The sequence below is a fragment of the Flavobacterium tagetis genome, assembly GCF_016735615.1.
GTDB classification, from domain to species: domain Bacteria; phylum Bacteroidota; class Bacteroidia; order Flavobacteriales; family Flavobacteriaceae; genus Flavobacterium; species Flavobacterium tagetis.
Map to the genome: position 1 here is coordinate 189,679 of NZ_JAERSF010000004.1, position 25,555 is coordinate 215,233.

At 31.2% G+C, this 25,555-nt stretch carries 33 protein-coding genes and 2 tRNA genes; 11 read left to right on the forward strand and 24 right to left on the reverse strand.

The annotated features are described in order from the left end of the window. Nucleotides 1–94 precede the first annotated feature (94 nt). Complete coding sequence (locus JI750_RS18635; protein WP_202005776.1) at nt 95–532, forward strand: META domain-containing protein; 438 nt, start codon at nt 95–97, stop codon at nt 530–532. Nucleotides 533–599: 67 nt separating this feature from the next. Here JI750_RS18635 and JI750_RS18640 read toward each other — a convergent pair whose 3' ends face one another. The 5 genes from JI750_RS18640 to msrB form a co-directional block, all read right to left on the reverse strand. After that, nucleotides 600–1,844, reverse strand: coding sequence for an RNA polymerase sigma factor (locus JI750_RS18640; protein ID WP_202005778.1), 1,245 nt, complete (start codon nt 1,842–1,844; stop codon nt 600–602). Nucleotides 1,845–1,906: 62 nt separating this feature from the next. Next, complete coding sequence (locus JI750_RS18645) at nt 1,907–2,245, reverse strand: YciI family protein (RefSeq protein ID WP_202005780.1); 339 nt, start codon at nt 2,243–2,245, stop codon at nt 1,907–1,909. 81 nt (nt 2,246–2,326) lie between these two features. After that, nucleotides 2,327–2,779 carry a carboxymuconolactone decarboxylase family protein gene (locus tag JI750_RS18650; RefSeq protein ID WP_202005782.1) on the reverse strand — a complete coding sequence of 151 codons (453 nt, stop codon included), beginning with the start codon at nt 2,777–2,779 and terminating at the stop codon, nt 2,327–2,329. A gap of 183 nt (nt 2,780–2,962) precedes the next feature. Beyond that, entirely contained in the window at nt 2,963–3,568 is a 606-nt protein-coding gene (gene msrA / locus JI750_RS18655; protein ID WP_202005784.1) for a peptide-methionine (S)-S-oxide reductase MsrA, read from the reverse strand. A 7-nt stretch (nt 3,569–3,575) separates the two neighbouring features. Further along, complete coding sequence (gene msrB / locus JI750_RS18660; protein WP_202005786.1) at nt 3,576–4,130, reverse strand: peptide-methionine (R)-S-oxide reductase MsrB; 555 nt, start codon at nt 4,128–4,130, stop codon at nt 3,576–3,578. 296 nt (nt 4,131–4,426) lie between these two features. Between msrB and idi the strand changes: the two genes are divergently transcribed. The 7 genes from idi to JI750_RS18695 all read left to right on the forward strand — a co-directional run bounded on the left by idi (nt 4,427) and on the right by JI750_RS18695 (nt 7,534). Further along, the gene (gene idi / locus JI750_RS18665) at nt 4,427–4,954 is read left to right on the forward strand and encodes an isopentenyl-diphosphate Delta-isomerase (protein ID WP_202005788.1); all 528 of its coding nucleotides are present in this window, start codon (nt 4,427–4,429) and stop codon (nt 4,952–4,954) included. Nucleotides 4,955–4,975: 21 nt separating this feature from the next. Continuing rightward, a complete protein-coding gene (locus JI750_RS18670) occupies nt 4,976–5,386 on the forward strand; it encodes a 6-carboxytetrahydropterin synthase (protein ID WP_095929382.1) in 411 nt (136 codons plus the stop codon). Nucleotides 5,387–5,390: 4 nt separating this feature from the next. Further along, entirely contained in the window at nt 5,391–5,849 is a 459-nt protein-coding gene (locus JI750_RS18675; RefSeq protein WP_202005790.1) for a peroxiredoxin, read from the forward strand. A gap of 56 nt (nt 5,850–5,905) precedes the next feature. Further along, nucleotides 5,906–6,874, forward strand: coding sequence for a type I phosphomannose isomerase catalytic subunit (locus JI750_RS18680; protein WP_202005792.1), 969 nt, complete (start codon nt 5,906–5,908; stop codon nt 6,872–6,874). Nucleotides 6,875–6,931: 57 nt separating this feature from the next. Continuing rightward, entirely contained in the window at nt 6,932–7,198 is a 267-nt protein-coding gene (locus JI750_RS18685) for a hypothetical protein (protein WP_111364281.1), read from the forward strand. 76 nt (nt 7,199–7,274) lie between these two features. After that, nucleotides 7,275–7,348 (forward strand) — tRNA-Thr (locus JI750_RS18690). Nucleotides 7,349–7,460: 112 nt separating this feature from the next. After that, nucleotides 7,461–7,534: transfer RNA gene (locus tag JI750_RS18695), tRNA-Thr, on the forward strand. A 260-nt stretch (nt 7,535–7,794) separates the two neighbouring features. On the opposite strand, the gene JI750_RS18700 is transcribed toward JI750_RS18695, so the two are convergent. From JI750_RS18700 to htpG, 5 genes are all read right to left on the reverse strand, one after another. Continuing rightward, nucleotides 7,795–9,051, reverse strand: a complete 1,257-nt coding sequence (locus JI750_RS18700) for a hydroxymethylglutaryl-CoA reductase (RefSeq protein ID WP_202005794.1) — start codon at nt 9,049–9,051, stop codon at nt 7,795–7,797. A gap of 230 nt (nt 9,052–9,281) precedes the next feature. Continuing rightward, nucleotides 9,282–10,007 carry a DUF4369 domain-containing protein gene (locus JI750_RS18705; protein ID WP_202005796.1) on the reverse strand — a complete coding sequence of 242 codons (726 nt, stop codon included), beginning with the start codon at nt 10,005–10,007 and terminating at the stop codon, nt 9,282–9,284. Between the two features lie 130 nt (nt 10,008–10,137). Next, nucleotides 10,138–10,971 (reverse strand): hypothetical protein, encoded by an 834-nt coding sequence (locus JI750_RS18710; protein ID WP_202005798.1) that lies wholly within the window; start codon nt 10,969–10,971, stop codon nt 10,138–10,140. Between the two features lie 147 nt (nt 10,972–11,118). After that, the gene (locus JI750_RS18715) at nt 11,119–12,384 is read right to left on the reverse strand and encodes a patatin-like phospholipase family protein (protein ID WP_202005800.1); all 1,266 of its coding nucleotides are present in this window, start codon (nt 12,382–12,384) and stop codon (nt 11,119–11,121) included. 163 nt (nt 12,385–12,547) lie between these two features. Next, entirely contained in the window at nt 12,548–14,431 is a 1,884-nt protein-coding gene (gene htpG, locus JI750_RS18720; RefSeq protein ID WP_202005803.1) for a molecular chaperone HtpG, read from the reverse strand. Nucleotides 14,432–14,633: 202 nt separating this feature from the next. Here htpG and JI750_RS18725 point away from each other — a divergent pair, with 202 nt between their 5' ends. Together JI750_RS18725 and JI750_RS18730 are read left to right on the forward strand one after the other, a co-directional pair. Beyond that, on the forward strand, nt 14,634–15,140 hold the full coding sequence (locus JI750_RS18725) for a lipocalin family protein (RefSeq protein WP_202005805.1): 507 nt from the start codon (nt 14,634–14,636) through the stop codon (nt 15,138–15,140). Nucleotides 15,141–15,159: 19 nt separating this feature from the next. Continuing rightward, nucleotides 15,160–15,855, forward strand: coding sequence for a YiaD family glycine zipper/OmpA-like lipoprotein (locus JI750_RS18730; RefSeq protein WP_202005807.1), 696 nt, complete (start codon nt 15,160–15,162; stop codon nt 15,853–15,855). A gap of 162 nt (nt 15,856–16,017) precedes the next feature. Here the strand turns inward: JI750_RS18730 and JI750_RS18735 are convergent, their stop codons facing one another. From JI750_RS18735 to JI750_RS18800, 14 genes are all read right to left on the reverse strand, one after another. Continuing rightward, on the reverse strand, nt 16,018–16,458 hold the full coding sequence (locus tag JI750_RS18735) for a hypothetical protein (protein ID WP_202005809.1): 441 nt from the start codon (nt 16,456–16,458) through the stop codon (nt 16,018–16,020). A gap of 6 nt (nt 16,459–16,464) precedes the next feature. After that, the gene (locus tag JI750_RS18740) at nt 16,465–16,914 is read right to left on the reverse strand and encodes a hypothetical protein (protein ID WP_202005811.1); all 450 of its coding nucleotides are present in this window, start codon (nt 16,912–16,914) and stop codon (nt 16,465–16,467) included. Between the two features lie 6 nt (nt 16,915–16,920). After that, complete coding sequence (locus JI750_RS18745; protein ID WP_202005813.1) at nt 16,921–17,268, reverse strand: hypothetical protein; 348 nt, start codon at nt 17,266–17,268, stop codon at nt 16,921–16,923. Between the two features lie 118 nt (nt 17,269–17,386). Then, nucleotides 17,387–17,680 carry a hypothetical protein gene (locus JI750_RS18750; RefSeq protein ID WP_202005815.1) on the reverse strand — a complete coding sequence of 98 codons (294 nt, stop codon included), beginning with the start codon at nt 17,678–17,680 and terminating at the stop codon, nt 17,387–17,389. A gap of 221 nt (nt 17,681–17,901) precedes the next feature. Next, on the reverse strand, nt 17,902–18,363 hold the full coding sequence (locus JI750_RS18755; RefSeq protein ID WP_202005817.1) for a hypothetical protein: 462 nt from the start codon (nt 18,361–18,363) through the stop codon (nt 17,902–17,904). 12 nt (nt 18,364–18,375) lie between these two features. Further along, entirely contained in the window at nt 18,376–18,831 is a 456-nt protein-coding gene (locus JI750_RS18760; protein ID WP_202005819.1) for a hypothetical protein, read from the reverse strand. An 11-nt stretch (nt 18,832–18,842) separates the two neighbouring features. Then, a complete protein-coding gene (locus JI750_RS18765; protein ID WP_202005821.1) occupies nt 18,843–19,310 on the reverse strand; it encodes a hypothetical protein in 468 nt (155 codons plus the stop codon). 52 nt (nt 19,311–19,362) lie between these two features. Next, entirely contained in the window at nt 19,363–19,812 is a 450-nt protein-coding gene (locus JI750_RS18770) for a hypothetical protein (protein ID WP_202005823.1), read from the reverse strand. A gap of 6 nt (nt 19,813–19,818) precedes the next feature. Further along, a complete protein-coding gene (locus tag JI750_RS18775) occupies nt 19,819–20,304 on the reverse strand; it encodes a hypothetical protein (RefSeq protein WP_202005825.1) in 486 nt (161 codons plus the stop codon). Beyond that, on the reverse strand, nt 20,279–20,569 hold the full coding sequence (locus JI750_RS18780) for a hypothetical protein (RefSeq protein WP_202005827.1): 291 nt from the start codon (nt 20,567–20,569) through the stop codon (nt 20,279–20,281). The genes JI750_RS18775 and JI750_RS18780 overlap by 26 nt, the downstream gene beginning before the upstream one ends. 220 nt (nt 20,570–20,789) lie before the next feature. Continuing rightward, nucleotides 20,790–21,251, reverse strand: a complete 462-nt coding sequence (locus JI750_RS18785) for a hypothetical protein (RefSeq protein WP_202005829.1) — start codon at nt 21,249–21,251, stop codon at nt 20,790–20,792. A gap of 101 nt (nt 21,252–21,352) precedes the next feature. Further along, entirely contained in the window at nt 21,353–21,844 is a 492-nt protein-coding gene (locus JI750_RS18790; RefSeq protein ID WP_202005831.1) for a hypothetical protein, read from the reverse strand. 3 nt (nt 21,845–21,847) lie between these two features. After that, nucleotides 21,848–23,500, reverse strand: coding sequence for a hypothetical protein (locus JI750_RS18795; protein WP_202005833.1), 1,653 nt, complete (start codon nt 23,498–23,500; stop codon nt 21,848–21,850). Nucleotides 23,501–23,536: 36 nt separating this feature from the next. Next, nucleotides 23,537–24,382, reverse strand: coding sequence for a thioredoxin family protein (locus tag JI750_RS18800; protein ID WP_202005835.1), 846 nt, complete (start codon nt 24,380–24,382; stop codon nt 23,537–23,539). Nucleotides 24,383–24,563: 181 nt separating this feature from the next. Between JI750_RS18800 and JI750_RS18805 the strand changes: the two genes are divergently transcribed. After that, nucleotides 24,564–25,514 carry an ABC transporter ATP-binding protein gene (locus JI750_RS18805; RefSeq protein WP_202005837.1) on the forward strand — a complete coding sequence of 317 codons (951 nt, stop codon included), beginning with the start codon at nt 24,564–24,566 and terminating at the stop codon, nt 25,512–25,514. Nucleotides 25,515–25,555 lie beyond the last annotated feature (41 nt).

The following is a 25,555-nucleotide window of genomic DNA, read 5'->3' on the forward strand; positions in this document are numbered from 1 at the left end:
AACCCGTAGCTGGGCACGAATATTGAGAAAAGAATTTTTATAGAATTATTTTAAACTTCAAAAAACAAATTATAAATCTTTAAAATCCACTTTTATGAAAAAATACACATTTGCAGTCCTTTCAGTTTTAACTTTGTTATTTGCTTCATGTACGGCGTCAAAATCTGCTTCTAATGCAGGCGATTTATTTGGTACAACTTGGGAATTGGAATACATTTCTGGACCAAGAATTGCTTTCGAAGGATTATACCCAAATAAAAAGCCACAACTTACTTTTGATCAAAAAGAAACAAAAGTATATGGCAATAACGGATGCAACGGTTACAGTGCGTCTTATACTTTAAAAGGAAAGTCTTTGACTTTTGGAGAAGAAGGACCAACTACTATGATGTTTTGTGAAGGTGGGGGTGAACAGGTATTCTTAAAACAAATTAGACAAATTACAAGTTATTCTATTGATAAAGATGGAAAACTAAATTTAATTCAGGGTGATATTCCAGTGATGAGATTTAAAAAAATAGCTAAGCAATAGTCTTAACGATCCAGTATAAAAAAGGGGAAATGATTTTTCATTTCCCCTTTTTTGTTTTATGTCAAAGCTAATTTGTTTTCAATTTCAACTGCTCGATCTTTTTGCTGATAATGTTTTTGTCGGATGCCGTTTTTGCTAAGCTAAATGCGGTTTCAAAATGCTGAAATGCTTTTTTCGCATCAATTTCAGAATACAGATTTCCGAGTAAAGAATAATAAAAGTGATTATCGGTTAAATTTAATTTTTCGGCTTCTAGAATTGCTTCTTCTTTTCCGCTTACTTTAGACAAAGCATAAGTTCTATTTAAAGCCACAATTGGCGAATATTCCAGAATGATCAAATTATTGTAGAGTTCCAGAATATTTTCCCATTTTTCGATAGTTTCTGTTTTTATGGTGTGCCAATAAGCAATTCCGGCTTCTAAGTGATATTTTGAAAGTGTATTTCCTGTTGATGACTGACTTAGAAAATAAGTGCCTTTGTCTATTAATTCCTGATTCCAAAGCGATTGATCTTGATCTTCATATAAAATAATTTCGCCATTTATACCAGTTCTTGCATCAAACCTTGAAGAATGGAAACACATTAATGATATTAAAGCATTAGTCTGAGGCAGATTTGTGCTTTCATTCTGAATCAATAAATATGTCAGACGCATGGCTTCGGTACAAAGATCTTTTCGTAAAGTGGTGTTTTGCGAAATAGAATAGTAGCCTTCAGAATAAAGCAGGTAAATCGTTTTTAAAACAGTTTTTATTCTATCTTTTATTTCGGAGTTGCTAGGATTCTGAATTTTTATGTTTTCTTCTTTAAGCTTTTCTTTGGCGCGATTAATTCTTTTATAAATGACTTCTCTGTTAGATAAGAAAGCATCTGAGATTTCATTTACTCCAAAACCGCATAATAAATTTAATGCAAGAGCAATTTGGGCTTCTTCAGAATTACACGGATTACAAACCGTGAAAATCATCGCAAGCTGACTATCGGCAATATTTTGATCTGATAAATCAATGTCGATTTCAGGATTGTTTAATGAAGTGTTGTGTTTTATTTCCGTAACTATTTTGGTTTCAAAAACGTTGTTTCTTTTAAAGTAGTTTTTGGTTTTATTTTTGGCAACGGTATAAAGCCAAGCAGAAGGGTTTTCAGGAATTCCTTTTATAGCCCAAGTTTCTGAAGCGGTCAAAAAAGTATCGCTTACAATATCTTCTGCAATTTCGATATGCTGAATTCCGAATAAGCTGCAGAGAACTGAAACTATTTTTTGATATTCGGTTCGGAATAAATTGGGTAAAAGTTCTTTGTGCTCCATATTTTTAAGAAAAAATGCCTAAGTAAAGATACAAAGGCATTTTTATTTCAGTTGGTTTATTATTAAACACCCATTCTAATTTCAACATTTCCGCCAAAATTTAAAACCGGACAACCTTGCGCAATTTCGGCTGCTTCATCGTAATCTTTGGCTTTAATAATAATTAGTCCGCCAATAGATTCTTTAATTTCAACAAAAGGTCCGTCAGTAATTCCTTTGTTTGAATTTACAAGTTTTCCCTGACCGTCCCATTTCTGTAAAGGTCTTGCCAGTTTATCTTGAGCCGCCAAACTTCCAAACCAGTTTTGCCATTGCTGTAAATGCCGCTGCAATTCTTCTGGAGATGGCTGTGTTTCTTTTGTTTTAAAATCTCTTCTGAAAATCAATAAAAACTCATTCATTTTTTATGTTTTATAATTGAATAATCTGCTTTAAGTTGTATAAAGTTAATTGTTTTTTAGAAAATAAAAATTAATTATTATTTATCCAAACTGTCCAACTCTATAAGTTCCAGGTACATTTGCAAAGGTGATATTAAGACGATTCCAAGCATTAATCGCAGCAACAGCAAGTGTAAGATCTATTAATTCTTGTTCTGTAAATTCAGCTTTTGCAATTTCATAAATTTCGTCTGGAACATCGCAGGCATTTACTGCTTCTGCCAAAGCAAGAGCAACTCTTTCTCTTTTTGTATAATAAGGAGCTTCTCTCCAGACACTTAATCCGAATAAACGTTGTGTTGTTTCTCCAGCGGCTAAAGCTTCTTTTGAATGCATATCTAAACAATAACCGCAGTTGTTGATTTGAGAAATTCTGAAATTTATTAATTCCATAAGAGATGCTTCGATTGAACTTTTTTTCAAGTAACCGCTAATTCCAAATAATGTGCTAACTGCTTTTTGACCTTGTTCGAATAAATTAAGTCTAGTTTCCATAATGTATTTTTTTTAATTGTTTATACCCTAATAACAATCGAACTTTCAGGATTGGACAAAAAAATGAAAAAAAAAGTGAAATATTTTTTCAATTAAACAAAAACCCCTGTGTTTATGAGGGTTTGTGAAATAAAAAAACCGCCCATTTTGATGGACGGTTTCAGTATAATATTGTAATAATCGTTATTTCTTTTTGAGTTTGTCTTTAAAAACCTTTTCAAACTTTTCTATTTTAGGCTGAATAACCATTTTGCAATACGGCTGGTTTTTGTTGTTTGCATAGTAGTTTTGATGATAATCATCAGCTTTATAAAAAACTTTAAAAGGTTCTACTTTTGTTACAATTGGACTGTTGTACACTTTTGCTTTATTCAATTCTGCAATAATGTTTTGGGCCGCTTTTCTCTGTTCGTCATTTTTATAAAAAATAACAGAACGGTATTGCGTTCCGACATCTGCTCCTTGACGATTTAAAGTTGTTGGGTCGTGAACGGTAAAAAAGACTTTGAAGATCTCATTAATATCAGTTATGTTTTTGTCGTAAGTAATCTGCACAACTTCAGCGTGGCCCGTTTCTCCCGTGCAAACTTCTTCGTAAGTCGGATTGGCAACTTTTCCGCCAGAAAATCCAGAAACAACAGATTTTACTCCGTCCAGATTTTCGTAAACGGCTTCAACACACCAGTAACAGCCTCCGCCAAGTGTAATGGTTTCTAGATTTGCTTTTTTATTTTGAGAAATGCCATTCAGCGAAAGCGCAAAAAGACATATTAAAAGTATATTTTTCATTTGTGAATTATTTGTTGTCAGGAATAAAATCAAGAGCAATCGAGTTCATGCAGTAGCGTTTTCCTGTCGGGGCAGGGCCATCATCAAAGATGTGTCCTAAATGTCCGCCGCAGCGCCCGCATAGCGTTTCAGTTCTTTCCATTCCAAGAGAATTATCTTCTTTAAAAACAATACTTTTTTTATTCTCTTGTTCGAAAAAGCTTGGCCATCCGCAGCTGCTTGAGAATTTTGCTGTAGATCTAAAAAGCAAGTTGCCACAAGAAGCGCAGTAATAAGTTCCTTTTTCGTCGGTGTTCCAGTATTTTCCTGTAAAAGGTCTTTCGGTATCAGCTTCACGCATTACAGCATAAACATCTTCAGGTAAAACTTTTTTCCATTCGGCGTTGCTTACATTTAATTTTGTGGTATCGGTATTTGAATAATATGGATTTCCGGGCTTACTGATTTTATTTTCCATAGCTGTCGTTTTTGAAGCTTGTTTTTTTGTGTTTTGACCGCACGCTTGTAAAATAAACAGCGGCAGTATAAAGCAGAGGCTGAAAATTAGATTTTTAGATTTCATAAGTTCTTAGGTGCATTAATCTGTATATCAAAGATACGTTGAGAATTAGCTTCAAATTACAGACAGTGTTATTATTGAGATTTTTTTAAGTGTGTTTTAACTTTTTATTAGTTACGTAAAATAAGGGAATGTAGTTTTTATGTCTTAATTTTAACAGCTTTTAAATTTTTAGCGTATAATTATTGCATTGAAAATCAGTAAAATAGAAATTGGGTAAAAAGTTGGGCTTTTGCCAAGCTTATTTAGCATTTTTAAGCCATTTCTTTTTTCGTATTTTTGTTTGCTTAAGAAGCCTTATGACAGAAGAAAACGTAATACTAGTTAATCAAAACGATGAACAGATTGGCTTAATGCCAAAATTAGCAGCACATGAAAAAGCGCTTTTGCACCGTGCCTTTTCGGTTTTTATTTTGAATAGTAAAAACGAAATTATGCTGCAGCAGCGTGCTCATCATAAATATCATTCTCCTTTGCTTTGGACAAACACTTGCTGTAGTCATCAGAGGGAAGGCGAGAGCAATATTGAAGCGGGAAGCCGAAGACTGTTTGAAGAAATGGGATTTAAAGCAGAATTGAAAGAGCTATTTCATTTTATCTATAAAGCACCTTTTGATAATGGTTTGACAGAACATGAGCTGGACCATGTCATGATTGGTTATTATAATGAAGAGCCAAACATAAATCCAGATGAAGTGGAAAACTGGAAATGGATGAGTATTGAAGATGTGAAAGCAGATATTGAAAAACAGCCCGAAATTTATACCGTATGGTTTAAGATAATTTTTGATGAATTTGATCATTATCTAGAAGACCATAAATTATAGCCAAACTAACCAAAAACATAAATGAGAGTAACCATATCAAGAAAAGCACATTTTAATGCTGCACATCGACTGCATCGAAAGGATTGGTCATTTGAAAAAAACGATGCTGTTTTTGGAAAATGCAACAATCCTAACTTTCATGGTCATAATTATGGTTTAACAGTAAGTGTTACAGGAAAAATTGACCCCGAAACTGGTTTTGTTCTCGATGTGAAAGTATTAGCGGATATTATACGAGAAGAAGTAGAAATTCCGTTTGATCACAAAAATCTTAATCTGGATGTTCCAGAATTTGCAGATTTGAATCCGACCGCAGAGAATATTGCTGTTGTAATATGGAATAAAATTAGACAACGAATTCATGCCGACTTTGATCTTGAAGTTGTGCTGAACGAAACGGACCGAAATTTTGTAACTTATAAAGGAGAATAAAAAAATGTCATTAAAAATAGGAGATATAGTTCCGAATTTTACTGCGAAAGACAACAATGGTGAACTTTTTGAAAGCCAAAGCGTTTTAGGAAGAAAGCCGCTGGTGATTTATTTTTACCCAAAAGATAATACGCCAGGATGTACAACCGAAGCTTGCAGTTTTCGGGATCAATACGAGGATTTTAAAGATTTGGGAGCTGAGGTAATTGGTATTAGCAGCGATAGTGTAAAGTCACATCATAAATTTGCCGCTAAACATGAATTACCTTTTATTTTGCTTTCAGATCAGGATAAAAGATTAAGAAAACTTTTTGGTGTCCGTAATATTTTATTTGGACTTCTGCCGGGACGCGTTACTTATATAATTGATAAAAACGGTCTTGTGATTTCGATATTTGATAGTGCAAATGCAGCTAAACATATACCGAAAGCACTAGAAACCGTGAAGGAATTAGTGTTATAGATTACCAAAATAGTATTAGAATAGAATTAATTAAACAAATATATTAGCCTAAAAACATGAGCCAAAATTTATACCCATTGCAATTTGAACCGATTTTGAAAGAAAGAATCTGGGGAGGAGAAAAACTAAAAACAATTCTAAACAAACCAATCGTTTCTAAAATTACGGGCGAGAGCTGGGAATTATCTACTGTAGAAGGAGATGTAAGTGTGGTTGCAAATGGAGTTTTAAAAGGAAAATCTTTAATGGATTTAATCGATGAAACGCCAGACGCTATTTTAGGAACTAAAGTTTATGAAAGATTTGGAAAACAGTTTCCACTTCTTTTTAAATACCTAGATGCAAGAGAAGATCTTTCTATTCAGGTCCATCCAAATGATAAATTGGCAAAAGAGCGTCACAATTCATTCGGAAAAACTGAAATGTGGTATGTAATGCAAGCCGATACAGATGCTAGGATTATTGTTGGTTTTAAAGAGGATTCTAGTAAAGAAGAATATTTAAAACATTTACACGATAATACTTTGGTTTCTATTTTGGATGATGTGAAAGCAAAATCAGGAGATGTTTTCTTTTTAGAAACAGGAACTGTTCACGCAATCGGAGCTGGATTAGTAGTTGCAGAAATTCAGCAGACATCTGATATTACGTATAGATTATATGATTTTGACCGTGTAGATGCGCAAGGAAACAAAAGAGAATTGCATGTAGATCTTGCATTGGATGCAATTAACTATAATAAAGTAGATACGCAGAAAAAATACGAGACTAAAGTTAATACTTCGAATACAGTTGTTGACTGTCCTTATTTCACAACCAATTTTCTTCCTTTAGAGAATAAATTGGAAGTTGCTAAGAATGGAGAAACATTTACAGTATATATGTGTATTGATGGTGAATTTGAAATTGAATATGACGGATTCAAACAAGCTTACAAAAAAGGGGATACTGTTTTGGTTCCAGCTGCAATAAATGCATTTAATTTGAGCGGAAAAGCTTCAATTTTAGAAATTTACATTTCTTAGCATTAAATTTAAAGATAATATGTACTTTTGCAGACGCAAATTAAAATAAAAAGAAAAATGGCAAACGTTAAGAATTTAAAGAAAGACATCAACTTTGTATTAGGTGATATTATTGAGGCGGTTTACTTGTTTGAGATGTCAACAACAGGAAATCCAACTCCAGAAACGAATGCTTTGGTTGATGAAGCTATTGCTGCATTCGATACTTTGATTACAAAAGTGAACGCTAAAAACGTTGAAAATAAAAAAGCGCATTTCAAACAAATTAATGTTGAATTAGAACAAGCTGCTAATCAATTGATTGAAAAAATCAACGCACTATAAGCAAAAAAAAGCGTAAAAAAGTGCAAAAATATTTTGGGAAATTGAAAAACCGCTTTATATTTGCACCCGTAATGACGCCGATGTAGCTCAGCTGGCTAGAGCAGCTGATTTGTAATCAGCAGGTCGTGGGTTCGAGTCCCTCTATCGGCTCAAAAAACGGAAACCATCACAGAAATGTGATGGTTTTTTTAATTATAGAGAGAGGTGTGAAATTTTTTTTGGAATATTAAAAAACATTTATATCTTTGCACTCGCAAAATAGGCCGATGTAGCTCAGCTGGCTAGAGCAGCTGATTTGTAATCAGCAGGTCGTGGGTTCGAGTCCCTCTATCGGCTCAAAAACCATCACAGAAATGTGGTGGTTTTTTTTTGTTCCAAAAAAACAAATTCCAATTTTTAAAAATCCAAATTCCAAATCTTGAGAAATTCCAATATTTAAAATCCAAATCCCAAATTGCAATCTTTATCAAAGTTTAAACTTTGACAAGATTTGTTAGGTGAAATAAAAAATCCAAATTCCATTCGTGTTAAGAATTGGAATTTGGAATTTAAAACTTGGACCCGAGCGATAGCGAACGGGCGAAGCAATTTAAAATTTATCGACCAAGTGTTTGGTGTGCTGCTGTAAATTGTCCTGAAGACATTGCTGCTAAAATTGAAAGTTCGCCAGCTAAGCATACCGCAATTGCAATTTCAGCAAATTTGCCGCTTTTTCCAGCTCCGTAACAACCTAATAGTTCAAGACATTCTCTCTGCGTAGGAAATGAAGTTCCTCCGCCAACTGTACCTACAATCATATTTGACATTGTAATAGCAAAATAAATATCATTCTCTTCGGTGATTTCCATTCTTGTCACTGCAACAGAAGCTTCGCCTGTACAGGCAACATCTTGCCCACATGCAATAAACAAAGCTGCGAGTCCGTTTGACGGATGCATTCCGCCGCCCACTACACCTGCTTTTTTTGCCCCAGAAACGCATATTCTCCATTGTTCGTGCAATAATGCCGGAGTTGTCTTTAAAACCGATTTAACGACCTCTTTTTTCAGTACGATTTCAGCGGTAACTTTTTTTCCACGAACTCTGGTATTTAAGGGGCTTATTTTTTTATCGCCAGAAAAATTCCCTTCTATTGTCCAGAATACAGGTTTTATTGGGCAATTTTCTAGAATATATTGGCATATTCTATCCGAACAAATCGTTACCATATTTTGGCCAGAAGCATCGCCCGAAGTAAATTCAAATCTTAAGATCAGAATGTTTCCTTCGATATTAATGCCAATGTCATTTAAGATTGCATAATTGCTGGTTTCTCTAGTAAGGGCTGAAAAGGTTTCAGTATGATCTAGAACCCATGATACAAACTTGCCTAATTCAATAACGTTTTTGAATTTAAAGGTTGGAGTTCTCTGCACGCCTTCCTGAAGCGTAACCACAGTTATTGGACTAGATTCTCTACAAGCTTTTGCGCCTCTGTTGTAAGAAGCAAGCAATGCGCCTTCGGTAGTGGCAAGCGGAACATAGAATGGGCCTTGGGCAAGACTTCCGTTTATTACTAGTGGACCAATAATTCCAGTAGGAATCTGGCTCATCCCGATGTAATTTTCAATGTTGCCTTTGAGACTTTCGTTATTGGTGAATACTTTTTCTCCTGATAGGAAATCTAAATCTAAATTTAATTGACTGCGAATAAAATTCAGACGTAACTTTTGACCATTTAAAGTGTACGGGTCTTGGTCTGGAATTTTTTCTGCTTGGGAGTGTTTTGGATTATAAGATTCTAATTTGTGAAAAACAGACGAATCAATATAATCATGCTTAGGCCGACTGATGTTGCTGATTAAATTTTCCATAAATGTAGTTTTTTAGTTTGAAGCTAAGTTATTGCAAATAAGAACATTGTCTATGTATATTCTGACAATTTAACTTTTAATTATTTAATTATCAGATATTTATGAAAATAAAAATCAATCGCAAAAAAAAGGGCATAAAAAAATCCTGTTCTTTTAAAAACAGGATTTATGAGAGGGTGAAAAAAAGTGTATTTTTTGAGTTTAACTTATTGTTTTTGTATTGAGTTAAGTTATTTTGGCTGTTCGCTTTTTTTAATTTCAGCAACATATTTTGTCAATTTTTTTCCATAAAGCGATTGAGCTACTTTTGGAGTCATTGATTTTTGAATCGTATCAAGAAACTTCAAATTGATATCGTAAATCTCTGCTAAAGCAATATAAGGTGCTACTTCGTGATCCTTATTGTTGATTGCAAAGTTTGTAGCGTATAAATATTTTCTTTTGATGTTTGACTGTTGTTTTGCGTCAATACTGTCAACTGCTTTTTGATCTTGTCTTTTTAAAGCTTTAAATTTTGATTCAACCATTGAAAGGTTTTCATCTCTAAAACGAGTATTTATTTTTTGATATTCTTCGTATAATTCTTGGTTTTTAGATCCCGTAATTTTTGCGCCAGCGATGAAGTTATCTAAATTGGTATCAATATTAATATTTCCTGGTTCAGCAAAGAATAAAATATTATTGTCTAATGAATTTGTTACTCCTCTATCTAAATATAAATATAGCATTTCAGGAGATTCTAATTTAATGTCTCTTTCAAAAGCCGAGTTTCCATCGATTTTAATGCTGTCAATAGCAACAAGTGAAGTGTCTACAACTCTTTGAATATATAAAGTTCCGGTTTTTAAACCTTTAATGTTTCCTGTAATGTGTAAATTATCAGCAGCAGCAGTTTCTTTTTTGCTGCAAGATGCTAATACTGCAAGAGTAACAAAAGCAATTAATGTTTTTTTCATTGGTTTTTGAGATTTTGGTGCAAAATAAAGAAAATAGTTTAAATGTAAAGAGGTGACTGTTTTATTTTTATAAAAAATAATCCCAATCTATTTCTAGATTGGGATTTTTAAAATAGTCCAGGAAAAGGTTTTACATTGATAAATTGAACGAAGAGCCGTTTTCGTGTGTATAAGTGTAAATTGCATCGCAGTCGTTATTTCCATAATCTATAACACCATTTAAAATGCCTCCTTGTACTTTTAATTGTCCTTTAGAAATAAAAAGACAAGAATATTTTTTAATCAATGGTTCTTTTACAGTTAAAGTAAGTGTTTCTCCATTTGAAGCTGTTACCGTATGAGTTCCTTCTGTAATTTCGTATACATTATCAGATAAAACAAGTGGTGTGTCTGCACCCGCAGTCTGTTTAGTAGTATAAATTCCAGAATTAGCATAAACTCCTCCTTGCAAATCAGTTAATTTGCCATTGGTAACTTTTCTAGTCCATTGTGGTACAGCTGCAACGGTTGTAGTATTGGTGTATTCAATAGTGCCTTCCAATTTGATGTCTTTTATAGAGTAGTCAATTCTTTCAATTGTCATTTTGCTTCCAGGTGTCGTGATTGGTCCTGAAAGTGTCACTTTTAGTTTTCCTTTTCGTGTAAATTTGTTTGCGTCTGTGCATCCTATTGTTCCAAAATCAGCTAAAAAAACTTTAGGATAATCTCCTCCGTTTGGTGTAGTAATTGTCACCGTAGCGCAAATTCCAGTAGGTGTCTCAGTAGTTTTTCCTGTAGTTGAAGTGCTTGTCGTAATTAATAGACCAGTGCTAAGATCCATTTCGTTTGAAGTGTCAACTGCAACTGAAGCTCCAATGTTTGTAAGGCTTGTCGAAGCTGTTTCTTCGTGATTGTCACTTGAACAAGAAACGTATAAAAGTGCTGTAGCACAAATAGCTGATAATAAAATAGCTGTTTTTTTCATAATGGGGTTTGTTTTGGATTAGATTAATAAGGCAATCAAAAGTAATAAAAAAACGAATTACAATTAAAAATCCTGTAATGGTTAATTTACAGGATTTTATAACGGTTTTTTAAAGAAAAAATTATGGTTAGTGTTATTAGAAATAATTTAAACCGATTTATAATAATTGCTTTTGGCCTTTCTGATTTTTTTATATTCTTCCCAATTAAATCGGTTTAAAAAATCTGCGGCATTTTGAGCGCCACGAATAAACAGATCAATTTTTGCATCATCGGTAAGATTAAAGTTTAGCCAATTGTGACTTCCAGTATCGATATATCCGATGAGGTTTTTAAAATCTGGATTTTTTTGAAGGAATTCAGAATCATAACCATAGCGTGAAGTGTCAAACATTGAGCCTATTAAGTTGGAGAATTTTTCATTTTTATTAATTTCGCTTTTGTCGTAACCTAGTTTAATTCCGAAAGTTGGAGAAGCAGGCACATTCATGTTTTCGTGAAAAATGTCGATTGGGAAATTTGAAATAATGCCGCCATCCATAAACATAACTTCTGATGGCACCGATGTTCGTAAACATGTTGCGTCGTTCCATTTGTTCCAGGCATCAATTCCGCTTGGGATGTTTTTGATTTTAAAAGGGGTGAAGAATAATGGAATCGACATAGAAGCGCGGACGAAGTCGGCAGGGTTTTGAACATCAGGATTGGAATAAAATAAATCGATCATTTTTGGAAAGATAATTTTACTTTCGGTTGTGATATCGGCGGTAATTATGGCCATTTGGCTCCAATGATCCACTCGAGTATATTCTTCTTTATCGCCATGATTTAAGCGATTTATTCGATATAATTGATTTTTGTCTGAAACACCTTTTTCTCTTAAAGCTTTCAAATCGGCATAATTTTTTATTCCTTTTTGCGAAAGCAGGTTTGTCATCCATTGATGAAAATTATTTCCTGGATTCAATCCTAAATCATCTTTAAAATTATCCACAACCTGACAGCCTTTCATTACTAATTTTAGATTTCCTGCATCACTTAAAAGTGCATCAATAAACTCGCGGGCATCATGATCGCCATCAACAAAATCATATAAATTTTTGTTGCACAGGCAGTCTAAAATCCATTCCGATTTTTCAATATCACAAGTTCCTGCAGCGGCCATCAGCATGGTATTGATGCTTCCTGCAGAAGTTCCTGCAAGACTTAAAAACCGAATTCCCATTTTTTCTAAAACATATACATATCCAACAAGCGCAATTCCGAGCACGCCGCCGCCTTCTTGTACAAGATCTACGTATTGGCAATTATTATTGTCGACAATATCCGAGAATTTTTTTCCTTTAATTTGCTCTTTTAAATCTTTTATAATTGCTAGAACTTCTCCATTTTCTGTAAACTTTCTTTTATCCATGATTTCTAGAATTTAGATTTGATTGTTTTTTGATAATCAAAATTATGGAAAGGGTGTTTTGGAGAAAAGGGGAGAATGCCCCTTTTTTGTAGGGTGATTTCAGGGCAAAAAAAATCCTGCAAAACTTAATTTGCAGGATTTTAGAAATATTATTTTCGAATGATTATTTAATCATTTCAAAACTTCTCTTAACAAACGCAGTAAGCGCTTCTCCTTTTAATAAGTTTTGAGATAATTTAGCCAAATCTAAAGCTTGTTTAACCAAATGTTCTTGGTGCGTTTTGTCTTCAGTATTTAAAATGCTTGAAGCCAAATCAGAATTTGTATTTACAACCAAATTGTACATTTCTGGCATATTACCCATTCCGAACATTCCGCCACCACCAGTTTGGCTCATTTCTTTCATTCTTCGCATAAATTCTGGCTGCGTGATAATGAAAGGAGCTGCTTGAGAATCCATAGCTTCTAGCTGAACGCTGTATGCTTTTGGAATATAAGCTTCTAAAGAAGTTTTTAAAGTTGCTTTTTCGTCTTCAGATAATTTAGAAATAGTGTTTTCTTCTTTTTTGATTAAATTATCGATATGATCAGAGTCAACACGTACAAAAGTTACATCTTTATTATCGTTTTCAATTTTCTGAATTAAGTGTGAAATAATCGGAGAATCTAAAAGCAATACTTCATAACCTTTGTCTTTTGCTGCCTCAATATAAGAGTGCTGAGCATCTTTGTTTCCTGCATAAAGAACTACAAGTTTACCATCTTTATCAGTTTGGTTTTCTTTTAGTTTCTCTTTTAATTCTTCTAAAGTAAAGTAAGTGTCATCTACAGTTGGGTATAAAACAAATGCGCCAGCTTTTTCGTAGAACTTCTCTTCAGAAAGCATTCCGTATTCCAAAACGATTTTAATATCGTTCCACTTTGCTTCAAAATCAGCACGGTTTTCGTTAAATAAAGCTTTCAATTTATCAGCTACTTTACGAGTAATGTAGTTAGAGATTTTCTTAACTGCACCATCAGCCTGTAAACCAGAACGAGAAACGTTTAACGGAATATCTGGAGAATCGATCACACCTTTTAACATTGTCAAGAATTCAGGAACGATTCCTTCTACGTTGTCTGTAACGTAAACTTGGTTTTGATACAGCTGAATTTTGTCTTTCTGGATCTGCATGTCGCTTCCTAATTTCGGGAAATATAAAATACCAGTTAAGTTAAATGGATAATCTACATTTAAGTGAATGTGGAATAATGGATCCTCAAATTGCATTGGATACAATTCTCTGTAGAAGTTTTTATAATCTTCATCAGATAATTCAGAAGGCTGTTTTGTCCAAGCTGGATTTGGGTTGTTAATAATGTTGTCAATTTCAACAGTTTCATTAACGTAATCTTCTGGAGCGTCTTCTGGTTTTGGAAGCGTTTCAGTTCTTGTTCCGAATTTAATCGGAATAGGCATGAACTTGTTGTATTTGTTTAATAAACCGCTGATTTTAGAATCGTCTAAGAATTCTAAAGAATCTTCTGCAATGTGAAGAATGATTTCTGTTCCGCGTGAAGTTTTGTCAGCTGGTTCCAGTGTGAATTCTGGGCTTCCGTCGCATGTCCAATGTGCAGCTGGCTCGTCTTTGTATGATTTTGTAATGATTTCAACTTTTTCAGCTACCATAAAAGCGGAGTAGAAACCAAGACCAAAATGCCCGATGATACCAGAATCTTTAGCAGAATCTTTGTATTTATCCAAAAATTCCTCAGCGCCAGAAAATGCTACTTGATTAATGTATTTTTCAACTTCATCAGCAGTCATACCTAAACCTTGATCGATAATGTGGATTTTTTTACCTTCTTTGTCCACTTTAACTTCGATAATCGGATTTCCGTATTCAACTTTAGCTTCGCCAATGCTGATAAGATGTTTTAATTTTAAAGTAGCATCAGTACCGTTAGAAACAAGCTCACGCAAGAAAATTTCGTGGTCACTGTACAAGAACTTTTTAATTAAGGGAAAAATGTTTTCTACTGAAACATTAATTTTACCTGTTGCCATATTTTTTATTTTTTGATTTAATTTGATGATTTTCATTTGTTCAAATAGAATACCAATTGTTTTTTGGGTGACAAAATGTCGGAAATGTTAATTTTGAAAGAAAATAAATGGATTGTAAAACAAAAAATATCTGAACGAATCGTATATTTGTGGTACAATAATTGTTAAAAAGACAAATATTAATCTAAAAAAATTGTACAAAATGAAGAAGAGTATTTTAATGTGCATGATTGCCGCTCTGTTTTTTGCGTGTAAATCATCTTCGTCCACTGCAGCTTCATCTTCTGAGGCTACTACACTTTCAACTAAACTTGACAAGAAGACTCAGGTAGCTCTAAAAGGGAATTGGGTTCTAACTAACGTATCTTATCCAGGTTCAGATTATATCAAAGTAAATTCTTTTGATCTTGCCGATTCTAAATGTTTCATTGGAAGTACTTGGAGCTTTATTTCTAATAATAATAAAGGAAATATGGCTTTAACATCACCAAGCTGTACTGGATTTTCTTCTCCAATTGTATGGAGTATAAACAGCCAAGGTTTGTTTGTACTTAAAATTCTTAATGCAGGCGAAAAAGCTAAAAAAGTAAGAGATGGTTATTTGCTAAAAGTTGATGGAGTGACTGAAAGTTCATTTCAGTTAGTAGACAATATCAATGTTGGAGGCCAGGTTAAAGATGTGGTTTACCAATTTCAAAGAGCTAATTAATATTTTAAAGGTATAAAAAATGAGAAAGATAAAGGTTTTAGGATTAAGTAGTTTACTAGTATTAGCTAGCTTTTTTACAAGTTGCGATTCAGTAAAAAATGCAAATAACACACAAAAAGGAGCAGGAATTGGTGCTGTAGCAGGTGGTGTTATTGGTGGTATTTTAGGAAATAATATTGGTCGAGGCGGAAACGCTGCTTTAGGAGCTGTAATTGGAGCTGCTGTAGGTGGTGGAACTGGAGCTTTAATCGGAAATAAAATGGATAAGCAAGCTCGTGAAATTGATCAAGCTTTGCCAGGTGCTGATGTTGAAAGAGTTGGAGAAGGAATTCACTTGACTTTGAATGAAAATGCGGTTCGTTTTGATACTAACAAATCTACTTTGACTACTCAAGCAAAAGCTAATTTAGATAAATTGATCCCTGTATTTACAGATTACGGAGATACTAATATTGAAATTTTTGGTTATACTGACAATACAGGAAAACCAGAGTATAACTTGACACTTTCAGGACAAAGAGCTGCTTCTGTTCAGGCTTATTTGGTTTCTAAAGGATTAAAAGCAAGCCGTTTCAAAACTTCTGGTTTAGGAATTGCAGATCCAATTGCAACAAATGACACTCCAGAAGGAAGAGCGCAAAACCGTCGTGTTGAATTCTCTATTACAGCAAACGACAAAATGGTAAATGACGCTAAAGCGGAAGCTGGAAAATAATTTCAAGACAAAATAAAATATAAAAAAAGCTGTTTCATAAATGAAGCAGCTTTTTTTATAAACGAACTTTATTCACTTTTTAATACGTTTTACGAAATATTCAAAATACCGATTTTATGAAAATTATGGTTTATTAGAATTAACATAATCTTCCTAATAAAACTATTCGATTGAATTTAAATATGAATAGTCCATAACCTTAACTTCTTTTAGTTTAATAGAAAACCAACCGATATCATCATAATTTATTAAGTATATTTTCTTCTTTTCGAAAAGAAGTTTTTTTGCGTTTTCATAACTAAACATATTTGTTAAGTAATTATGATTTATTATTATATCTTTCTTTTCTCTTAAAAACGATTTATTCTCTGTTTTTTGTTCTGGAGTTAGTGCGGAGTGATAAAAAATAATATGATTATGCTTGTAATATTCACCAAAAATAAAAAAATAATCTGCATAACTTTTATTTTGTGGTACTACCATTTGTTTAAAAAGATCTTTTTTGAAATAGATATATAAAGTATCTGATTTTCTAATCTCATCAATATCTTGACTATAAATGGAAAATGATAAAAATAGAATTATAAAAGAGAAATTTTTCATTTGTTTTTATTCAATGCTTTTAGGTAAAGTTCCCATGACTTTGACCTCTTTTAATTTTATCGTAAACCACCCAATATCGTCATCGTCTATTAGGTATACCTTCTTTTTGTGACCTATTAAATCTGTTGCTTCAGCTAAATTATATTTGGTTATAAAATCATATGTGACAATTAAATCCTTATTCTTTTTTAAAAAAGATTTGCTTATTTTTTTTTCTTCAGGCGATAGATAATCATGGGTAAAGGTCATAGGAAAAGAGTTTTTGAAGGTAAAGAAATATTCATCACGCTTTTCTATGTTTTTATTTTTAATAATTTTTGTGTATAAATGCAGTTGATCTTTAGATAATTTAAAGTGGACGTAAATAGTATCAGAGTTTTTTATTTTTTCTAAATTTTGAGAATTAATCTCTGTTTGAAAAAAAAATATACAGAAAAAAAGAAAAAGTGTTTTCATAATTTTTTAATTGCTTAAATACGAATAGTTTATTAGCTTGACTTCATATATTTTTGCACATTTAAATAAAGAAGGAGTTTTATCTATAACAAAAATCTTCTTGTCTTTAAGTAAATCAATAGTTTTATTATAACCCAACTTAATAAAGAAATTATAATTTAAAATAATTTTAGAATTAATCTGTTTTAATTTATAATTACATATTTTTTTTACTAAATCTTTAGATTTTGAGTTGGTTAGTTGAAAATAATATGCATCTGGCTTTTTGTTTTCAGATAAATACACGTAAAAATGATTGAACTCAGTAATAGATTTATCAAAAATATTTTTAGTGATAATTGTTGTTTTTTCCATGGTTTTTGAAGAGTCTATGAATTTTATGTAAATAGTATCTCCTTTTCTTAGATCATTAATATCTTGAGAATAAATTTTAAAGGAACATATTATTAGGATAATATATATGGTGTAATATTTATTGGCGAAGTACATTTTTACAGAGATTATTATATTGATTATAGTTATTCATTTTAATTGTATCAATTATGATGGTTGGGTTTCCAGAACTGTCAAAAGTTCCAATCTCTTTTTTAAAGAATGATGAATTTTGTAATCCCGATAAGGAAATGTTTTGCAAACATGTACTCCAGTTAAAAGGAACCCTAAGGGTTGTATTTGGATATAATGGTCGTAATGTCCTAGATGTTATTTCCGTATTGTCATCTGCTGAGACTAACTTATCTTTTATCTCCGCAAGAACTTTTTCCATTGTTGGTATCATATAGTTATAGATAAAATTATGTTGCGCCTGATCATTATTAAAACCATTGTAACTTTTGTTTACAATGTTATAAAAATCTTCATTATTAATATTAGGGATATTTCCAAGCTGGCCATCGCATAGTTTTACATTTAGAAGGGCATGTGATGATATCTAACGAATGTTTAACATTTTGACTAAAAAATAAAGTTTGAATTATTAAATTATAATTATTCAATACTTGGGCAATAGTTCATTGAATTTACTTCATAAATTGTTTTTTCATTATAATCAATTATGTAAATTACTTTTAATTGTGAAAAAATATTACACGCAATTTGTTCATATGCATAATGTTTTAATGATGAGATTGAAATTATTAGGTTTTTCTTCTCCTTAAGGAATTTTTTATTTATTTTCTTTTTTTCAGAAATTATATTTGAATTCTTTTTTTCAAGGTTTTTATATTTTGCATGTTCAAAATTTAAGTTTATCATACTATTTTTTATATAAAATTGAAAAATTTTTTCGCCAAAATTATTTGCTGTGATTCGAGTTTCAACATCGAATTTTTTCTCGGTTTTACCTTCTTTAAATTTGACATATATAGTATCAAGTTTTTTTAAATAGTCATAATTTTGACTGTAAGTAGAAAATGATAGAAATAGAATTATAAAAAAGATATTTCTCATTTGATTTTATAATTATTCTTTATAACTACAAGAATTAATGTGCATAACCTTATAAATTGTGTATTTTTTATTTCTTTTTTCAGAGAGATCAATTATATAATAAGTTTTAATTCTTGTAAATAACTCGCATTGAATATCTTGATAATTAAATCTTTTTAAGTTGTTAATCGGAACTGTTTTTTTTCTAACTTTTCTTAAATACAGTTTGTCTACCATTTTGAAGTCTAAAGCTCTATTAGAAGTTTTTTTAAGCTCAAAATCAAAATAATGTGCATCTTTTTTTTTGTAATTAAAAATATAACTTCTGTTTTTAAATCCATCTTTTTCTTCAGGGTAATCAATTTTAAGGTTATATTTTCCCTTTTGAAAAGGAATGTAAATTGTATCTAATTTTTTTATATAATCAAAATCTTGCGAATATGTAATTTTTGATAGTAATATTAAAATTATAATAAGTATGTTTTTCATAATCAGTTTTTTTATTTGTTTAAATCTTCATGACCATATTCAATATATTTAACAAAAAGTTTCCATTTGTCTGAGTTTGAAGGATAATCTACTTTAAAACAATTAGCCTCATCCAATCCTTTTATACTTAGGAATTTGTAGTATTCATTCCAATCCCAAGGAGTTGAAGTCAAAGGTATTATAGTTGGGTGCATTGTTCGTGCCTGTACTTCAGTTCTTCCTGTTTGAGTAGTAACTGAATCTCTAATTTCGGAAAGTACTGTTTGCATAGTAGGTATCATTCTGTTATACATAAAATCATGTTGTTCTTTTGGAGTTGGATACATTGTATTTAGAATTTTTACAAAATCTGCGCCAACACTAGGGTTATTGGCTTTTACAAAAAGATATGCGTGTATACATTCATGCAAAATGGTTTTTGCATTTTCTATATTGGTTTGGCTCATTGTAGTTCCCGCAATCAATATTTGTTTGCTCAATTAACAACATATTTATAAAGCAAATTCTGTGTTTGATTCTATAATAACATCTTTATTCTATAGGATAGGTACGCTCTGTTATTTTTGCTTCAACCAGTTTTACTTTTGATTTGCAAAAATTTGAGTGATCAATGATATATATATTTTTCTTCTGCAGAAGCAATTTCTCGCTTTTAAAATAGCCCAAATTTTTAAGGAATTTATAATCAACTATTAGATCTTTTTTTTCTTTTAAAAAGGATTTTTTTTCCCATTTAACTTCAGGTGTTATCAAATAATGATTAAATAGTACATAATACTGCCTTACTGCAGTTGTTTCGATTGAAAAATAAAAATAATAGTCATAATTATCTCTGTTGACAACATTATTTCTTGCCCTTATTTGGTTCACATTGTCATTTTTGAAATAGATATATAAAGTATCTGATTTTCTAATCTCATCAATATCTTGACTATAAATAGAAAATGATAAAAATAGAATTATAAAAGAGAAATTTTTCATTTGTTTCTATTCAATGCTTTGAGGTAAAGTTCCCATGACTTTGACCTCTTTTAATTTTATCGTAAACCACCCAATATCGTCATCGTCTATTAAATATACCTTCTGTTTATGGCCTATTAAATCTGTTGCTTCTGCTAAATTGTATTTGGTTAAAAAGTCGTAAGTAATAATCACATCTTTGTTTTTTCGTAGAAATGATCTTTTTTCTTTTTTTTCTTCAGGACTTATAGAGTAATGATGGGTAAAGGTCATTAAAATTTGATAACCACCAAGATATCCAAAGATGTAGTAGTAGTTATAATATTTCATTTTTGTATTTGAAGTTATTTCTTCATTGACATGTTGATTGTTTTTATCTTTCTTGAAAAATATGTATAAAGTATCAGATTTTTTTATTTTTTCTAAATTTTGGGATGATATGTGTACTGGAATTATTAATAAAATAATAACACATAATTTAAAAATCTTAAGGGCGTAAATTTTGTCGACCATAGCTATTATATTGATTGTAACTTTGCATTAATGTTTGGTTAACTGTAATGTTGGGTGTTCCATCATTATTAAAGGTTCCGATTTCATTTTGAAAGAACGAGCAATTTTGAAGTCCTGATAGAGATAAATTGTGATAAAAGTCGTTCCAATTGAAATCTGTTCTAGGAGAATTGTCATAAGGGATGTGCATGCCAAGACCGGATAATGTAATGCTTTCTTCAGATGATACTAACTTATCTTTTATCTCCGCAAGAACTTTTTCCATTGTTGGTATCATATAGTTATAGATAAAATTATGTTGCGCCTGATCATTATTAAAACCATTGTAACTTTTGTTTACAATGTTATAAAATCTTCATTATTAATATTAGGGATATTTCCAAGCTGGCCATCGCATAATTTTACATTTAGAAAGGCATGTGATGATATCTAACGAATGTTTAACATTTTGACTAAAAAATAAAGTTTGAATTATTAAATTATAATTATTCAATACTTGGGCAATAGTTCATTGAATTTACTTCATAAATTGTTTTTTCATTATAATCAATTATGTAAATTACTTTTAATTGTGAAAAAATATTACACGCAATTTGTTCATATGCATAATATTTTAATGATGAGATTGAAATTATTAGGTTTTTCTTCTCCTTAAGGAATTTTTTATTTATTTTCTTTTTTTCAGAAATTATATTTGAGTTCTTTTTTTCAAGGTTTTTATATTTTGCATGTTCAAAATTTAAGTTTATCATACTATTTTTTATATAAAATTGAAAAATTTTTTCGCCAAAATTATTTGCTGTGATTCGAGTTTCAACATCGAACTTTTTCTCGTTTTTACCTTCTTTAAATTTGATATATATAGTATCAAGTTTTTTTATATAATCATAATTTTGACTGTAAGAAGAAAATGATAGAAATAGAATTACAAAAAAGATATTTCTCATTTGATTTTAAAATGTTTTATTCACCTATTGGACAATAATTTAGCAGAAACACACGATATACATTCACATTTCCTTTTTTGTTTTTAAAATTTATTTAAAAACTATTCTCCCATCATATATGAACTAAATTTTGATACTTCATAAAGATTAAATTGACCTTTTTGGGTTTCTGAGTTGTCAATTATGTAAATTACTTTGCAATTTTCAAAAGCTTCATAGGTACTTCTATAGATGCCATATTTTTTAAAAAAAGCTATTGAGATGATTTGTCTTTTATGTTTTCTTAAATAAGATTTTTTTACGGATCTGAAATCTGATCTAATGCCCATCTCTCTCCTTTTAGAAGAAGGATAGATATTATACCAAAACTGCAAATAGACTTTAACATTTTGATCGTTAAAATCTTCAAAATTAAATGTGTACCAACGATCGTAGAAATTAAAGTTGTTTTTAGGAAATTCTATTTTAGTTTGGAACTTATCTTTTTTAAAACTCACAAAAATTGTATCCAATGTTTTGATATATGAAATATCTTGGCAATAAATACTATTTGTAAAGATTGATAGCAATAATAATAAATGTAATTTTTTCATAATTTATCGGTCTAATTCAATTTTTCCACTTCTAACATATTGATTTAATAATGAAAGCGCATCAGATCCCTCAGGGAAATCTTCTTTAAAGCAACTTGTTTCGTTCAATCCGTTTAGACTTAGATATTTATAAAAGTCTGACCAATTAAATTTAGTAGATGTTAGTGGATTTGTCGTAGGGTACATTGTATAATCTTCTAAAAGAATTCTTTTGGGAATAGTTGTTACCAAATCTCTAATTTCGGAAAGTACTGTTTGCATAGTAGGTATCATTCTGTTATACATAAAATCATGTTGTTCTTTTGGAGTTGGATACATTGTGTTTAAAGTTTTTACAAAATCTGCGCCAACACTAGGGTTATTGGCTTTTACAAAAAGATATGCGTGTATACATTCATGCAGAATGGTTTTTGCATTTTCTATATTTGTTTGGCTCATTGTAGTTCCCGCAATCAATATTTGTTTGCTTACTTTTATTGTGATCGCTTTTGTTATAGGATTTTGACTTGTTGTAGCATGAACCTCTTTTTTCAAGGGATCATTATCTTCATAAACATGATCATTGATCTCAAAATTGACATTGAATTTGTTACTGTCAGCAAATATATCCAAAAACAACTTTTTGAATTCAGGAGATTCTGTCAGATTTTTGTAGATCTCATTGAATTTTTTGTTTTCAGGTAGATCTAAATTATTTAATATATGACTTAAATCTACATCTAGTGGTGATTTTTGAGAATATATAAAATTTTGTAGTGAATTGCTAAGCTGTTTTAAATTGCTAAATTGTGCATCTTCAATAGCGTAAATTATCAGGCTGACAAAAGCCTTATTTGCTGGAGTTTTACCTTCTTGATTTAAGAAGTCTATTAGCATAGAGCTGTATGGAACATTATTTACGATGGCGTATTTTTGCAATGGAGATAATTCATACTCAGGTTTAAAAATTTTTCTTAAGGCCATATATACTCCATCTCCATTTGGTGTGTAAGCAGTAGGTGCTCCACCGCTGCTGGTCCAAGAAGTTTTAGTGGCGTCTCCAGGGCCAGGGGCAGGTGGCGGGACTGAACTTCCAGAACAATTACAGCTTATTGTAACGCTAGGATGGTCACATCCGCTGGCAGCATGAGTTGTATGACAAGTGCAATCTGAAACAACTTTTGTACAATAACAATCAATTTGCTTAGTTTTTCCTGTCGATGAACTTTTTTTATACATATCGAAAGAAGAGCCATAATAATCGAAAGTGCCATTATCTGTTGGTTCCTTAGTAACTAATTTAACATCAATTTCTGTGTTTGTTATCTCCACTGAAAGTGAATATAAAAATGAGGAACTGATGTCAGATTTTATGTACACGGGAATCATGTATGCTGCTTCATTTTTATCGTTTTTCACAACATATATATGCTCCAAATCAAAAAAATAATCTGTCTTGGCATCATCCTGTTTAAAATTTGAAAAAGGATTGCTTATAATGAAATCAGCCAGTTCATCATTCCGATTTTCTAGGTCAGATAGTAGTTCGTTAATGCTAGCAGGTTTTACATAAGTAGTAGCTTTAGGGCTGGTTTGGTTTCCAATTTCTTCATTAACTCCACAGGAATTAATTATCAATGTCATAGTGATTATGAAATAAAATTTTAGGCGTTTCATTTTTGTTTGGTTTTGGTAATAAATTAAAAATATTTTTTATTTTGATTTTTTATAAAAAGCATAAAGTTGATTGCAGTTTTCAATAACATTTTCTAAATTATTTTCTTTTAAAAAAGTTTCTACAACAATTGCATCTTCTGGATTATTCTTGACAGACAAATATTTTAAAAACCAATATTGATAATCGTTCAATTCGTTAATTCCTTCTGCTTTAATTGCTGAGATTTTTTTGTTCAGCTTTTCAAAATCAAAGCGATATGCTAATTCGTACAGGACTAAAAGCTCAAGTTTTTGTTTCTTTTGCAAATAGTTTTCGTCACTTTTCTTTAAATCATCTTTAGCATCTTTTAAATATTCATTAGCAACACGAACTATTCTTCCTTTAATATTGTTATTTACTAATAGAGAATAATTGTAATATTTCTGCGCTATCCGAATAGCTGTATTGTATTTTTGAGTTTGGTAGAAACCAATTAATTCTGTGGCTAAATATTCTGTAGATAAACTATACTGTATTAATTCTCTTTTTAAATCAGAAGCAGTTTGATAACCTGTAAATTGATGAATAATTTTTCCGTTAGGATCAATTATAAATATGCTGGGAAGAAGCCTAATCCGGTATTTAAAAGCAATGTCCTGATTCACATCGACATCTATTTTTAAGGTTACAAAATCTTTAAGAATTGTTTGAATCTGGACATCATTCCAAGCATTTAAATCCATTTGCTTGCAAGGGCCACACCATTTTGCAGTAAAATCTACAAGTATAAGTTTGTGTGTGCTTAAAGCCGCCTTTTGCGCATCTTCCATAGAAGTAAACCATGCTGCCTCAACTCTATATGATGTAAAAAGCAATACTATTAAAGGGAGCAATTTTTTCATAGGTTAATTATTAATTTCAAACAAATAAAGTAAAAAAAAGATTACAAATAAAATTTTAATGTTAATTTTTAAGTGATTTTTCTGGCAATAAACTTACTTACGAAGAGTTTTATAATTGAAGCAGCTTTTTTTTGACTTTAGAAATTAAACATTGTAAATTTGACGTCTCATATTACAACTCATGCTCGACATACAAAATATATCTTTTTCGTACACCGAAAGCCCCGTTATAAAAAACATCTCTTTTTCTATTGAAAAAGGCCAGAATATTGCCATCATAGGTGAGAGCGGCTGCGGAAAAAGTACGCTCCTCAAGCTTATATATGGACTTTACGATCTGGACGAGGGAAAGATTTTTTATGGAGATAAGCCTATTTTGGGACCAAAGTTTAATTTGATTCCCGGAATGCCTTATATGAAATATTTGGCACAAGATTTTGATTTGTCTCCTTATGAAACAGTTGCAGAAAATGTTGGGAAGTTTCTTTCTAATGGTTTTGCAAACATGAAAAAACTTCGTGTTCAGGAATTATTAGAAATGGTGGAAATGGATCAGTTTGCCAATGTTAAAACCAAATTCTTAAGTGGCGGACAACAGCAAAGAGTGGCGCTGGTTAGAGTTTTGGCTTTAGAACCAGAAGTAATTTTACTAGATGAGCCATTTAGCCAGATTGATGCTTTTAGAAAAAATGCTTTACGTCGTAATTTATTCCGTTACCTAAAACAAAAAGGAATTACTTGTATTATCGCTACCCACGACAGTACCGATGCTTTGTCTTTTGCAGATCAGGCAATCGTAATGCGAAATGGAGAAGTCTTGGTTAAAGATGATCCTTCAAAAATATACGAAGACCCAAAAGTAAAATATGTTGCCTCTTTGTTTGGAGAAGTAAATGAAATTCCAACCCATTTACTATTGTCTTATGAAGATGAAACTCATAAAACATTAGTTTATCCACATCAATTTAAAATGGTTTCTGAATCAAAATTGATGGTCAAAATTAGAAGAACCTATTTTAGAGGAAGTCATTATTTAATAGAAACAGTTTATAAAAGGCAATTGATCTTCTTTGAAAGTGAAATAGATTTACCACTCGAACAAGAAGTATTTTTAGCTTTAAATTATTTATAATTAGGGAATGTGTCAATTAGAAAATTAGATAATTTCTAATT